At 62.2% G+C, this 12653-nt stretch carries 12 protein-coding genes; 11 read left to right on the forward strand and 1 reads right to left on the reverse strand.

The annotated features are described in order from the left end of the window. The first annotated feature begins 140 nt into the window (after positions 1-140). Positions 141-1991 (forward strand): flagellin N-terminal helical domain-containing protein, encoded by a 1851-nt coding sequence (locus AC5WNI_RS08730; RefSeq protein ID WP_284726056.1) that lies wholly within the window; start codon positions 141-143, stop codon positions 1989-1991. Positions 1992-2198: 207 nt separating this feature from the next. Here AC5WNI_RS08730 and fliE read toward each other — a convergent pair whose 3' ends face one another. Then, positions 2199-2561: a flagellar hook-basal body complex protein FliE gene (fliE, locus tag AC5WNI_RS08735; protein WP_234368176.1), complete on the reverse strand. Its 363-nt coding sequence runs from the start codon at positions 2559-2561 to the stop codon at positions 2199-2201. Positions 2562-2830: 269 nt separating this feature from the next. On the opposite strand from fliE, the gene fliF reads away from it, so the two are divergent. From fliF to fliO, 10 genes are all read left to right on the forward strand, one after another. Further along, positions 2831-4609: a flagellar basal-body MS-ring/collar protein FliF gene (gene fliF, locus AC5WNI_RS08740; RefSeq protein WP_495928337.1), complete on the forward strand. Its 1779-nt coding sequence runs from the start codon at positions 2831-2833 to the stop codon at positions 4607-4609. Next, positions 4602-5600: a flagellar motor switch protein FliG gene (gene fliG / locus AC5WNI_RS08745; RefSeq protein WP_192838828.1), complete on the forward strand. Its 999-nt coding sequence runs from the start codon at positions 4602-4604 to the stop codon at positions 5598-5600. The genes fliF and fliG overlap by 8 nt, the downstream gene beginning before the upstream one ends. Then, positions 5593-6498 (forward strand): flagellar assembly protein FliH, encoded by a 906-nt coding sequence (locus tag AC5WNI_RS08750; protein WP_495928338.1) that lies wholly within the window; start codon positions 5593-5595, stop codon positions 6496-6498. Before fliG ends, AC5WNI_RS08750 begins: the two co-directional genes overlap by 8 nt. 10 nt (positions 6499-6508) lie before the next feature. Then, on the forward strand, positions 6509-7867 hold the full coding sequence (gene fliI / locus AC5WNI_RS08755) for a flagellar protein export ATPase FliI (protein WP_495928339.1): 1359 nt from the start codon (positions 6509-6511) through the stop codon (positions 7865-7867). A gap of 40 nt (positions 7868-7907) precedes the next feature. Then, the gene (fliJ, locus tag AC5WNI_RS08760) at positions 7908-8357 is read left to right on the forward strand and encodes a flagellar export protein FliJ (protein ID WP_495928340.1); all 450 of its coding nucleotides are present in this window, start codon (positions 7908-7910) and stop codon (positions 8355-8357) included. Positions 8358-8383: 26 nt separating this feature from the next. Then, entirely contained in the window at positions 8384-9850 is a 1467-nt protein-coding gene (locus tag AC5WNI_RS08765; RefSeq protein ID WP_495928341.1) for a flagellar hook-length control protein FliK, read from the forward strand. 178 nt (positions 9851-10028) lie between these two features. After that, positions 10029-10517 carry a flagellar basal body-associated protein FliL gene (gene fliL, locus AC5WNI_RS08770; protein ID WP_495928342.1) on the forward strand — a complete coding sequence of 163 codons (489 nt, stop codon included), beginning with the start codon at positions 10029-10031 and terminating at the stop codon, positions 10515-10517. 6 nt (positions 10518-10523) lie between these two features. Continuing rightward, positions 10524-11540 carry a flagellar motor switch protein FliM gene (fliM, locus tag AC5WNI_RS08775; RefSeq protein WP_284726049.1) on the forward strand — a complete coding sequence of 339 codons (1017 nt, stop codon included), beginning with the start codon at positions 10524-10526 and terminating at the stop codon, positions 11538-11540. Next, a complete protein-coding gene (gene fliN / locus AC5WNI_RS08780; protein ID WP_107334750.1) occupies positions 11533-12003 on the forward strand; it encodes a flagellar motor switch protein FliN in 471 nt (156 codons plus the stop codon). The genes fliM and fliN overlap by 8 nt, the downstream gene beginning before the upstream one ends. Before the next feature lie 13 nt (positions 12004-12016). Then, positions 12017-12640 (forward strand): flagellar biosynthetic protein FliO, encoded by a 624-nt coding sequence (fliO, locus tag AC5WNI_RS08785; protein ID WP_284726048.1) that lies wholly within the window; start codon positions 12017-12019, stop codon positions 12638-12640. Positions 12641-12653 lie beyond the last annotated feature (13 nt).

The following is a 12653-nucleotide window of genomic DNA, read 5'->3' on the forward strand; positions in this document are numbered from 1 at the left end:
GACAGCCGAAATGAGAAAGGTCAAAAGGCCGCAAAAAATTTCTAAAGTTCTGTCGCGCCGCGACGATAACTGAAGCAACGGCACAGGAGTCGTTACTGGCGACACGCCATCAATCTCCCCATTACGACAGGAAGTGACACATGGCTTCAGTGATCAATACCAACACCCTCTCCATGGTGACTCAGCAGAACCTGAATCAGTCCCAGAACGCCCTGAACACCTCCATGGAACGTCTGTCCTCCGGCATGCGTATCAACAGCGCCAAGGACGATGCCGCCGGCCAGGCCATCGCCAACCGCATGGACTCCCAGATCACCGGCCTGTCCCAGGCGCAGCGTAACGCCAACGACGGCATCTCTGTCGCCCAGACCGCTGAAGGTGCTTTGAATCAGGTCAACGATAACCTGCAGCGCGTTCGTGAACTGACCGTTCAGGCTGCCAATGGCACCAACAATGCGGATGATCTGACCTCCATTCAGAATGAAATTGATCTACGTCTTGAAGAAATCACTCGTATTTCTGAACAGACAAGTTTCAATGGTATTGACGTTCTTCAAGAAGACAGCACCATGAGCATCCAGGTGGGTGCCAATGATGGTGAAGTAATCGAGATTGATCTCAAGCAGATAAACGCCAAAACCTTGGGCCTGACTGGGTTCAACGTGGATGGAAGTGGTGAGGTTGACAATGATGCTGCTACTGCAGACAGCTTATCTCTTGCAGGTTTTGATGCTGCCGCAACCGCTAACGAAAACGGTTCTATTACTTACACCAAAGATACTGTCACCGCCAACAACCAGCTGACATCATCAGATTTGATGTCTCAACTTGATGACGGTGCCACCGTCTCACTTAATGCGACAGGTGCAACTGGATTCGAGGATACCTCGGATGCTGCCATAGACTTCTCAGTTAATGACTTAACATATAGCGCAACAAACGATAACTTTACTTACGATGTAGATAATGCCAGTGCTACATCAGTAGCAACACAGCTGACTCCAGCAGCAGGCGAGGGAGCTCGTGCCGCCACGATAAGTATCGGTGGAAGCACTACCGACGTTCTCATTCAAGAAAACGGGAGCATCACCAACACGAATTCTGAAGCTCTTTATATTGATGGATCTGGCAACTTAACGGCAACAACGTCAGGCGCTAATACCACTTATGCTGATGCTACAGTTGATAACCTGACAGCAGCAATGCAATCCCAAGATGCAGCACTAGCCACTGCGATAAATAGTGTTAACGGAGCAGCTCTAGATCTAACAGGCACAGATATTGAAGAAGCCACTATTACTCTGAAAGACAGTGGCACTAAATTTGCTGGGCTAGCTTCTGAAGACGGCATCGATGTCACGGGTGCCGTAGCTGACAAGACCAATGTGGGCAATATGCTCGCTGCGAACGGCGGTAGTATCACCTTGGCTGGAGCCGTGGATGTTACAGATAGTAGTGATAACACCGCATCAATCAATGATTTCGATATTGATGCTGGTGGAACAGTAAAAGCCGGAGCAACAGTTGGTGACTTGAATGACGGTGACGCCATCTATATGAACGCTGATGGCGATTTGACAGAAGCCACTGAAACTACAAAGACAACTACTTACTATGCCCAAGAAAATGGCATGGTCACCGATGATACTGGTGCACAGGTTTACGTTGGCCAGGACGATGCCCTGACGATGGACGCTGTGACTGAAGGCGAAGCAACGCCCGACCCGCTTGCCGCCTTGGATGCCGCACTCAAGGATGTCGATAGCATGCGCTCCGAACTCGGTGCCGTGCAAAACCGTTTCGATTCTGCCATCACCAACCTGGCGACAACTGAAACCAACCTGGCGTCTGCCCAGTCACGTATCCAGGATGCCGATTACGCCGAGGAAGTCTCCAGCATGACCACTGCACAGATTCTGCAGCAGGCAGGAACTTCCATGCTGACCCAGGCCAACCAGGTGCCGCAGAACGTGCTGTCACTGCTGGGCTGATCTCTGGCTCGCGTGCTGCATAGACCTGTCACTCAGCAAGAGTGGCAGGCCCGTCGCTGGCAGAGAATAGTGGCCTTGTTGATATTGGTCCTTTTAGTCAACAGCGCTCTTGCATTTCAACCTCCGCCAGCGATATCCAGCACCACCGCCAGAAAACAAAAAAGGCAGACGCATCGCGTCTGCCCTTTTTTGGAATGCGGACATGAATCACACCGCCATATTCATGATTTCCTTGTAGGCGCTGAGCAGCTTGTTGCGCACCTGTACGGTCATCTCGAATTCCAGTGAAGCTTTCTGGCCCGCCACCATGACCTGATCGAGGCTGACATCCGGGCTGCCCAGCTCAAAGGCCCTGGCCTGGCCTGCCGCGACCTGCTGTGACTGGCTGACGCGCGCCAGCGAATCCTTGAGCATGCCGGCAAAGCCCTGTGCATCAGTACCGCTGGCCTCTGACACTGCACCCGCCGACTGAGCATTGCTTCCGGCCGCCTGCGCCGCCATCTGATCGAGCTGCTGTAGACTGCCCGTCATCGCGGATGACATCGCCGCGCCGACTGCCTCAATCGCCATCCCGCCTCTCCTTTCTCAACACGCGCCATTCGTCTGCCGCTTTCAGTGGGGCTCAGACTACCAGTCAGTCGAGCGGCTGAAAGTGACTAATACCCCTGTTTTGCGACGCTATTCGTCTGATTGGATGTGCGCCCAGCTTCGATAATGGCCAGCCTACGCAAGAAGGCGCTGCGAAACGCGACATTGTTGATCCATCGTTTTCATGTTTCGCCCTGCTTGCTGGTATCACCCGCTGCGAGTTCAGACCACGGCGCTTATCGGACATCTGCATGAGTACACCCAGCCAGACAGCGCCCCAGTCGGGCACCTCGACGACGCCACAATCATCGAACAAGCCAGCCAACCCCTTGATGGCGCGCCTGGCGGCATTGCCACGTCTGCCGCTCATCATGGCGGCCGCCTTCAGCGTGGCTGTCATCGTCGCGTTGTTGCTGTGGGGCGCTGGCACCCAGTGGAGTGTGCTCTATCGTGATCTGCCCGCCAGCGAAGGCGGCGAGATCGTCGCGCAGCTGGAGCAGACCGGCGTGCCCTATCGGCTGAGCAATGAAGGCGCCACCGTCGAAGTCCCCAAGGAAGATGTCTATCGCCTGCGCCTGGCACTTGCCCAGCAGGGCCTGCCCAGCCAGGGCGGTTCCGGCTTCGAGCTGATGGATACCCAGGCCTTCGGCATCAGCCAGTTCACCGAACACGTCAATTACCAGCGCGCCCTGTCCGGCGAGCTGTCACGCACCATCGCCAGTCTCGAGCCGGTCTCCAGTGCCCGTGTGCACCTGGCACTGCCGGAAGATTCCGTCTTCGTGCGCGAACGCCGCCCAGCGACGGCGTCCGTGGTGGTTGAACTCAAGGGCGGCCAGCAGCTCAAGGCACGTCAGATCCAGGCCATCCAGCATCTGGTGGCCGGCAGCGTGCAGGGCCTGGCAAGCGAAGATATCACCGTCGTCGATCAGGACGGCAATCCGCTGTCGCGCCCGGCGGGCGATGCGCTCAACCTCGATGGCAGTGCGCTGGAATATGCCCAGGCACTGGAGCGCAGCTATCAATCGCGCATCAATGCTCTGCTGACGCCGCTGGTGGGACGCGACAACTTCCGCGCCGAGGTCAGCGCCCAGCTCGATTTCTCCCACGCCGAAGAGACCGAAGAGCACTACACGCCCAATCAGCAGCCGGGCAGCGCAGCGGTGCGCAGTGAACAGCTCAACAACACCGGCGCCGGCGAGATGCTCGGCATCGGCGGCGTGCCGGGCGCCCTCTCCAACACGCCCCCGGGAATTGCCGCCTCGCCCATCAATGCCGATGACGCGGCGAATGCTGATGGCAGCACACAGACAGACGACGCGGCCAGCGGCCTGAGCAACTATCAGCGCAGCAGCACCATCAACTATGAAGTCAACAAGCGCGTGCGCCACACCCGTGCGCGCCTGGGTCGCCTCGACAATCTCTCGGTGGCGGTGGTGATCAATCACCGTCGCAGCATGGACAGTGACGGCAACCCGGTCAGCGAGCCGCTCGCGGCTGACCAGCTGGCACAGATCGATTCGCTGGTGCGCGAGGCGATGGGCTTCAATGCCGAACGTGGCGACAGTCTGAGCGTGATCAATGCGCCCTTCATGACCGCCGAACAGCAGAACGCCGGCCCGCCGCAGCAGTGGTGGGAGAAGTGGCTCAACAATCCCGAGATGCAGGCGCTGGCCATCGAGCTTGGCCGCTACCTGATCATCGGCTTCATCGCCTGGCTGCTGTATCGCAAGTTGCTGCGCCCGCTGTTGCAGCCGCTGCTGCGTCCGCAGGAGGCCTACCAGACCATCGGTCAGCCGCCCGGCACTCAGACAGCCGGCAGCGCCGCGGGTGGCATTGCCGGCATGGAGACTGGCCTGGCGACGGCCAACGGTGAGCTGGGCAGCATGATGGCGAGCCAGACAGCACCGTACAGTGGCCCGCGCACGCCGACCACCTATCAGCAGAACCTCAAAGATGCACGTGACATGGCCCGCGATGATCCGCGCATGGTCGCCATGATCCTCAAGAACTGGATGAGTCACCATGAGTAAGACACTGACGAACATGGAACGCAGCGCTGCCCTGATCATGAGCCTCGACGAGGACAGCGCCGCAGAGGTCTTCAAGTTCCTGTCTGCCCAGGAGATCCAGCAGCTCAGTGCGACGATGACCAACATGCCGCAGGTCACCCAGGAGCAGATGGCGAAGACGCTGGAGGAATTCCACGCCGACAGCGAGCAGTTCAGCGCCGTCAATCTGCTCTCTACCGACCATATCCGCTCGGTGCTGGTGAAGGCGCTGGGGCAGGAGCGCGCCAGCTCGCTGCTCGAAGACATCTACGAGAGCTCCGGTCAGAACAATGGCATCGAGACGCTGAACCTGATGGAGCCGCCGCTGGTGGCCGAGATGATCCGCGACGAACACCCGCAGATCATCGCCACCATCATGGTGCATCTGGAGCGCCATCAGGCCTCGCAGATTCTCGAGCACTTCTCCGACACCCTGCGCAACGATGTGCTGCTGCGTATCGCCACCTTCAGTGGCGTGCAGCCGGCGGCCCTGCAGGAGCTGACCGAAGTGCTGAGCAACATGCTCAGTGGCCAGAACCTCAAGCGCAGCAAGATGGGCGGCATTCGTACCGCGGCCGAGATACTCAACCTGATGCCGGGACAGCAGGAAGAGCAGGTCCTCGAGGCGGTACGCAATCACGACGAGAGTCTGGCGCAGCAGATCATCGACGAGATGTTCGTGTTCGAGAACCTGGTCGGGCTCGAGGACCGCTCCATCCAGCTACTGCTCAAGGAAATCGACAACGAGACGCTGGTCACGGCGCTAAAGGGCTCCCCCGAGGCGATCATCCAGAAATTCCTGCAGAACATGTCGCAGCGTGCTGCCGAGATGCTGCGTGATGACATGGAGGCGCGTGGTCCGGTGCGTGTCAGCCAGGTCGAGGCCGAACAGAAGAGTATCCTGCAGACGGTACGTCGACTGGCCGACAGCGGCGAGATCGTGATCAACAGCGGTGGCGAGGACTATGTCTAGTTCTGATCCGCATCATGACGCGCCTGCCCCGAGGGCCGAGCACGACGTGGCAGGCAGCCACGACATGCATCAATGGCAGCCGCTGGAACTCGACGCGCTGGATGGCAAGCCCACAGCGTCTCAGTCGGGTGGCGGCTTTCAAGCCGGCATGCCGCACACTGCGGCGCCGGATGTCGGCCTGATTCGGCGCATGGCGCAGCGTGCCCGTTCGACCTTAGAGCAGGAGACGCTAGAGCAGCAACAGACGGCACGTGATGAAGGCTATGCCGCGGGTGAGAAAGCCGGTTATGAAGCGGGTCTGGCGCGTGCAAGGCAGGAAGCCGCCGAGCAGGCGGCGCGTCAGGCCGAGGCCGCCCAGATGGCTCTCGAACAGCAGGCTGCCCAGCTGGCACCACTGATCGAGAATCTGCAGCAATCACTGGCGTGTCTGGATGAGCAGATCAGCGATGAGCTGGCGGCACTGGCCATCAGCGTCGGTCAGCATCTGGCCCGCGAGGCATTTCGGGCCCACCCGGAGCACATCATCGACAGCGTGCGCAGCCTGCTGGCGACGGATCCGCCGCTTATCGGCCGTCCGCGCCTGTATCTGAATCCGGACGACCTGCCGCGCGTCGAGCAGGCGATGGGCGAACAACTCACCAGGCTGGGCTGGCAATGTCTGCCGGACGCCAGCCTGAGCCTCGGCGGATGTCGCGCTGAAGCCGACAGCGGCTGTCACGATGCCAGCCTCGAGAGCCGCCTGGAGATGCTGTCACGCCAGCTGCGCCATCGCGGCAGCGCCGACGGCAGCCTGCATGGCAAGGATGAGGCCAGCAGTTCGCGCATCGTGCAACGCCAGTCGTCAGGACATGTACCGCCAGATCAGGCACGCACCGAGCTGGCAGGAGATCGCGCATGAGTGACACGCCATGAGCACCTCTTCCGCACAGCAATGGCGCAGCGCGCTGGGCGCCATTCGTGAGCGCGTCGATAGCCTCGAGCCCCAGCGCAGCAATGGCCGCCTGGTACGCGCGACCGGTCTGGTGCTGGAAGCGGTCGGCCTGCGACTGCCGGTGGGCGCCAGCTGCCTGATCGAGCTGGGCGCGAAGCTGCCGCCGGCCGAGGCCGAGGTGGTCGGCTTCGCCGATCAGACCCTCTACCTGATGCCCATCGACCCGCTCAGCGGCGTCGCACCGGGCGCGCGGGTGTTCCCCCTCGGGCATGGCAATGTCGGCGAGCGACGCTATCCGGTCGGCGAAGCGCTGCTCGGGCGGGTCGTCGACGGCGTGGGTCGACCGCTGGATGGCCTCGGCCCGCTGGAAGATGTCGAACATGCGCCGCTGGAGAGCCGCCCGCTCAACCCGTTGGAGCGCGCGCCCATCGATACGCCGCTGGATGTCGGCATTCGCGCCATCAATGCCCTGCTCAGCGTCGGCCGTGGCCAGCGCATGGGGCTGTTCGCCGGTTCTGGCGTCGGCAAGAGTGTGCTGCTGGGCATGATGGCGCGCTTCACCGATGCCGATGTGATCGTGGTCGGCCTGATCGGCGAACGTGGGCGCGAGGTGCAGGAATTCATCGAGAACATTCTCGGCGAGCAAGGTCTCAAGCGCGCCGTGGTCGTGGCCACGCCGGCTGACATGACGCCGCTGCATCGACTCAAGGGCGCCAGCTACGCGACGCGCATCGCCGAATCCCTGCGTGACAAGGGCCAGAATGTGCTGCTGATCATGGATTCATTGACCCGCTACGCGATGGCCCAGCGCGAGATCGCCCTGGCCATCGGCGAGCCACCGGCCACCAAGGGCTATCCGCCCTCGGTATTCGCCAAGCTGCCGGCGCTGGTGGAACGTACCGGCAACGGTCGGCGTGGCGGCGGGTCGATCACCGCCTTCTATACCGTGCTGACCGAAGGCGATGACCAGCAGGACCCCATCGCCGACAGTGCGCGCGCGATTCTGGATGGACATATCGTGCTGTCGCGGCGTATCGCGGAAAGCGGCCACTACCCGGCCATCGATATCGAAGCCTCGATCAGCCGTGCGATGTCGGCGGTGGCGCCGGAGCGGCAGCTTACCCGCGCCCGGCGCTTCAAGCAGTTCTATTCCAGTTATCAGCGCAATCAGGACCTGATCGCCATCGGCGCCTACCAGCCCGGCAACGACAAGGTGCTCGACGCCGCGGTGCGCCTGCACGAGCCGATGGGACGTTTCCTGCAACAAGGCACTACACAGCACGCAAGTCTTGCCGATAGTACGAACATGCTCGAACAACTGCTGGCCCAGCCATGATGGCCGCCTTCACCTGTCATTGATCGGGAACCCTCACTGAATGGCCATCTCATCGTCACGTTTCGACACCCTGACCCAGCTGAGCGAGCGCCGGCGTGATGGCGCTGCGCGCCAGCTCAACAGCCAGCGTCAGCGTCAGGAAACCGCTGCCCAGCAACTGGTCACCCTCGAGCAATACCGTCTCGACTACTGCCAGCAGATGCAGGCACGCCTGACTCAGGGGCTGGACCCGGCCAGCTGGCACAACTATCAGGCCTTCATCGCCTCGCTGGACAAGGCGATTGCCCAATGTCGCGCACGGGTAGCCCTGGAACAGACCCAGACGCACCATCAGCATCAGCGGCTGGTGAAGGAACAGCAGACCCACGCGGCCTGGCAGGGCCTGGCGGATCGCGCCAGCCTGAGCGCCGCGCTGCAGGCGCGCACCGCCGAGCAACGCCAGAGCGATGAGCAAGCCACCCAGGCCTGGTTACGCCGTGCCAATGGCTGAAGACGGCCAGTCGGAGGAGTGACACCATGACAGACACTGCACGCATCTCGATGTTGTCGGCCACCTCGCCAACCAGGGCGCCGACCAGCGCCAAGGTCTCCTCTGAGGAGGCTCGCTCGCGCGACGACGTCAGCTCGGCTTCCGCAGAGAGCGCCTTCGAGGCACATCTGTCACGCGCCCAGCGCGAGGATCGCCAGCAGGACAGGCAAGCGGCGCAGGTGCAAGTGCAGACAGAAACGAAAGACGCACAGCAGCAGCGTATCGAGCGTCGCGAGGCTACCGAAGACAAGCATGCGCAGCACCTCGAGCAGGCTCAGGCAGCGTCGTCAGAGACATCGCCCACTCCGGACCCCGCCACTACCGTCCTCCAGAATGGCAACCTCCCGCCTGCCCAGTCCTCATCGGCAAGCCAGACAGCAGGACAGCCATCAGCGCAGCCACTTGAGACCTCACGACTGGATAGCAGCGTCGAGCGCGGTATCTCGCGCATGCAACAGCTGCAGCAACTCACGCAAGGCGGCAAAGGCGCTTCTGGCGGCGGCGATGAAGCGCTGAACACGACGGCGGGAACGGTAACGCTCGATGGCGCACAGGCGCTCTCTACCTCGGGCAGCATGACGCTGCAAGGTGACTGGATCGCCGCGCTGCGCAATCCTGCGGCGGCGGGACTGGATGGCGCCATTGCGGATCAGTCGCCCAGCAACAGGAGCTCCGCGACAGCGGCAGGCAGCCTGAGCACGGCTGCGCCCTCCTCGCTGACGGCTGGCGCGCTGGGCCCGCTGACCGAGGAGGCCATTGAAGGCGTCACCGCCAAGGCCGACGGCGCCCTGCTTGATGCCAACGGTTCACGCACCGGTGCCGATCAGTCCCTGCTCTCGGGTGCGTCATCTGTTGGCGTGTCAGTCGGTGCGTCGAGTTCGAGCGCTGCAGGCAGCGCCGCCATGCTCAATGGCTCGGGCAATCCAGCAGCCAATCCAGCGGGCATGGCATCACAGGCGGGAGCCTTGATCCCCGCAAGCGTCGGCACTCAGGCCTGGCAACAGGCACTCGGCGAGCAGGTGGTACGCATGCAGCTGAGCAAGTCGCCACAGGCCGAGATCGCGCTCAATCCGGCCAACCTGGGCAAGCTGACCATTCGCCTCAACATCGGCGAACAGGGCACCAGTGCGCACTTCGTCGCGGGCCACCAACAGGTGCGCTCGGCTGTCGAGTCATCCTTGAGCGAGCTGCGTCAGGCGCTGGAATCCCGGGGGCACGAGCTGACGGCGATCAGCTTCAGTGCTCAGGACGACACTCCGGGCGACACTCCGGACGGGGCGGCGGACAACTCGGCCAATCAGGGCCAGTTCGCCCAGCACCTCGAGGGTCAGCCGGCGAGTGATGCCAGCACAAGCGCTGACGTCATGGAGGGAAGCCTCGCCGCGGGCAATCTCACAAGCAATCTTGCAAGTGCATCCCAGGCAGCCTGGGGACGGCGTGAATGGCAGGCATGACGGGCCTGGCGCTTGCCAGGTGCTTGTGTCAGCGGCTCCCGTCAGGTAGCTGTCAGATGAGCCCGCCTGGCGCGTCATCATTCAAGTAAGCGCTCGCACGTGGCGTTATTCCGCCGTTCGATAATCACGCCTTCGGTCATACTGGCCCCGCTACCGACTCCAGGGACACCGCACCACGATGTCAACGATTATCACCACCCCCGCCAGTCAGCGTCGCTCCTGGCTGCTGATCGGGGTCATCAGCCTGATGAGTGCCGTGATCGCGGCACTAGTGGCCGTCTATTTCGCACTGCCGATGCTCAGTGATCAGAAGGCCGCACAGGACGCCGAGCCGGAAGTCGTGGTCGTGCCACCGCCGGTCTTCATGCCGCTGGCGCCCTTCACGGTCAACCTGGAAAGCCCGCGCGGCAATCGCCTGCTCTATATCGGCATCACGCTCAAGATGACCGATCAGGACGCGGTGGCGCGTGTGGAAGAACTCAAGCCCGAACTCAAGAGCCGTCTGCTGCTGTTGCTGTCGGGCCAGAGCCCGGATGAGCTGATCACCCAGGCCGGCAAGCAGACGCTGCAGAGCACCCTGACCGAGGCGCTTTCGCGCCCCTACAGTGAAGGCGGCCAGCCACTGGCCATCTCCGGCGTGCTGTACAACGACTTCATCGTGCAATAACTGGCCATGGCTCAAGACGATCTGCTGTCACAGGACGAAATCGATGCTCTGCTCTCCGGCGTGAACGGTGACAGCGGTGCAACGGCTGACGCCTCGAGCACGGCCGGCGAAACGCGCATTCGCCCCTTCGACCCGGCGAGCCAGCACCGCATCATCCGGGATCGCCTGCATGCCCTGGATATCATCAACTCACGCTTCAGCCGCCAGTTCCGCATGGGGCTGTTCAACCTGATCCGCCGCGGCGCCGATATCACCGCCGGGCCGGTGCAGTTCCTGAGCTACAACGAATTTTCCCGCAACGTGCCGGTGCCGACCAACATCAACCTGTTCACCATGAAGCCGCTGCGCGGTACCTCGATGCTGGTGTTTCCGCCCAGTCTCGTGTTCATGGTGGTCGACAGCCTGTTCGGTGGCGATGGCCGCTTTGTGACCAAGTCAGAGGGTCGCGAGTTCACACGTACCGAACAACGCGTCATCCAGCGCCTGATGCAGCTGGCCTTGAATGCCTACCGCGACGCCTGGTCGGCGGTCTACGCCGTGGAAACCGACTATCTGCGCAGCGAGATGCAGGTCAAGTTCGCCAATATCACCAGCTCTCCCAACGAGATCGTGGTGTGCACCAGCTTCCATCTGGAGGTCGGCAATCACAGCAGCGACTTCCAGATCTGCCTGCCCTACTCGATGATCGAGCCGCACCGCGAGCTGCTCTCGAGCCCGCTGCAGGAAACCAGCGCCGAGGGTGACAGCCGCTGGGGCGAGCGCCTGCGCAAGGAAGTGCGCGCCACCGATGTCGAGTTGCACGCCGATTTTGCCAGCATCACCACCACGCTGGGCGCCTTGGCCGAACTTGCCGTGGGCGATGTGCTGCCCATCGAGAAGCCCGAGCGCGTCAACGCCTACGTCAACAATGTGCCGGTGCTCGAAGCCGGTTTCGGTCGCGCCAATGGCCACCGCGCCCTGCGCGTGACCCGCATCATCAATCATCCGATCAACACTGCCAGCGAGGACAGCGGCGATGAGTGAGCCCAATTCGCCAGACGCGCCCGCGCCCAAGGCCACCCCGAATTCCCCGACATCCGGCACTGACGACCCCTGGGCCGACGCAATGACCGAGCAGATGGGCGACGAGTGGGCCAAGGCGCTGGAAGAACAGCAGAGCGAGGCTGCCCCGCAGGGCGGCGATATCTTCGAACCCCTCGATGGCAGCGGTGGCGGCGCACGTCCGCGTGAGCTGGACATGATCATGGACATCCCGGTCAAGATGACCGTGGAGCTGGGGCGCACGCGCCTGACCATCAAGCAGCTGCTGGAGCTTTCGCAGGGCTCGGTGATCGAGCTGGATGGCCTGGCCGGTGAGCCGATGGACATCCTGATCAACGGCTACCTGATCGCCCAGGGCGAGGTGGTCGTGGTCGAGGACAAGTACGGTATCCGCATCACGGAAATCATCACCCCCAATGAGCGGGTACAGAAGCTCAACCGCTAAGGCTGTTCCTGTCATGACCTCCGATGCCCCTGACGGCGCGATCTTGCTGCCGGATGCCAGCCCCAATACCAACACCAGCGCCAGCACTCAGGCGCCGTCACCGGCCTTTCTCGGTAGCGACGCAAATCTGACTGCCGACACAGGCCACAGCTCACCGCTGGGCGCGGCCAGCCTGGTCAATACCGGGCTGGCACTTGCCGGCGTGATCGGCGTGATCCTGCTGCTAGCATGGCTGATGAAGACACTCGGGGGTGCCCAGACACTGCGCGGCAATCGCATAGCCCTGCGCCCGCTGGCGCGTCTGGCGCTGGGTCACAAGCAGAGTCTGGTGGTGGTGGCGGTGGGCAACCAGCAATTGCTGCTGGGCGTCGGGCCGGCGGGCATCACCTCCCTCGGAGAGCTGACGGCCGAGAATGGCGGCCTGGTACCCGCAGACGCTGGCAGTACCCCGAATGACGCATCACTGGCCTCGCCTGCCTCCCCAACCGGCGGGAGCGGTGCCGCGGCCGGTTTTGCCGAGCTGCTGCGCGATCGTCTTGCCAGACGCTCGCCGACTGCCACGTCCGCCACGACGCCCTCTGATGTGACGCAAACTACTACCTCAGACAAGACAGATGACGCGGAGCCTCGCTCATGACGGGGCTGGTGAG

The organism is Cobetia sp. PDI-12MA, from assembly GCF_059507695.1.

What these genes read in the sequence shown, in the direction of transcription:
- AC5WNI_RS08730 (WP_284726056.1), top strand. Translation starts at nt 141, where the DNA reads ATGGCTTCAGTGATCAATACCAACACCCTCTCCATGGTGACTCAGCAG.
- fliE (WP_234368176.1), bottom strand. Translation starts at nt 2,561, where the DNA reads ATGGCGATTGAGGCAGTCGGCGCGGCGATGTCATCCGCGATGACGGGC.
- fliF (WP_495928337.1), top strand. Translation starts at nt 2,831, where the DNA reads ATGAGTACACCCAGCCAGACAGCGCCCCAGTCGGGCACCTCGACGACG.
- fliG (WP_192838828.1), top strand. Translation starts at nt 4,602, where the DNA reads ATGAGTAAGACACTGACGAACATGGAACGCAGCGCTGCCCTGATCATG.
- AC5WNI_RS08750 (WP_495928338.1), top strand. Translation starts at nt 5,593, where the DNA reads ATGTCTAGTTCTGATCCGCATCATGACGCGCCTGCCCCGAGGGCCGAG.
- fliI (WP_495928339.1), top strand. Translation starts at nt 6,509, where the DNA reads ATGAGCACCTCTTCCGCACAGCAATGGCGCAGCGCGCTGGGCGCCATT.
- fliJ (WP_495928340.1), top strand. Translation starts at nt 7,908, where the DNA reads ATGGCCATCTCATCGTCACGTTTCGACACCCTGACCCAGCTGAGCGAG.
- AC5WNI_RS08765 (WP_495928341.1), top strand. Translation starts at nt 8,384, where the DNA reads ATGACAGACACTGCACGCATCTCGATGTTGTCGGCCACCTCGCCAACC.
- fliL (WP_495928342.1), top strand. Translation starts at nt 10,029, where the DNA reads ATGTCAACGATTATCACCACCCCCGCCAGTCAGCGTCGCTCCTGGCTG.
- fliM (WP_284726049.1), top strand. Translation starts at nt 10,524, where the DNA reads ATGGCTCAAGACGATCTGCTGTCACAGGACGAAATCGATGCTCTGCTC.
- fliN (WP_107334750.1), top strand. Translation starts at nt 11,533, where the DNA reads ATGAGTGAGCCCAATTCGCCAGACGCGCCCGCGCCCAAGGCCACCCCG.
- fliO (WP_284726048.1), top strand. Translation starts at nt 12,017, where the DNA reads ATGACCTCCGATGCCCCTGACGGCGCGATCTTGCTGCCGGATGCCAGC.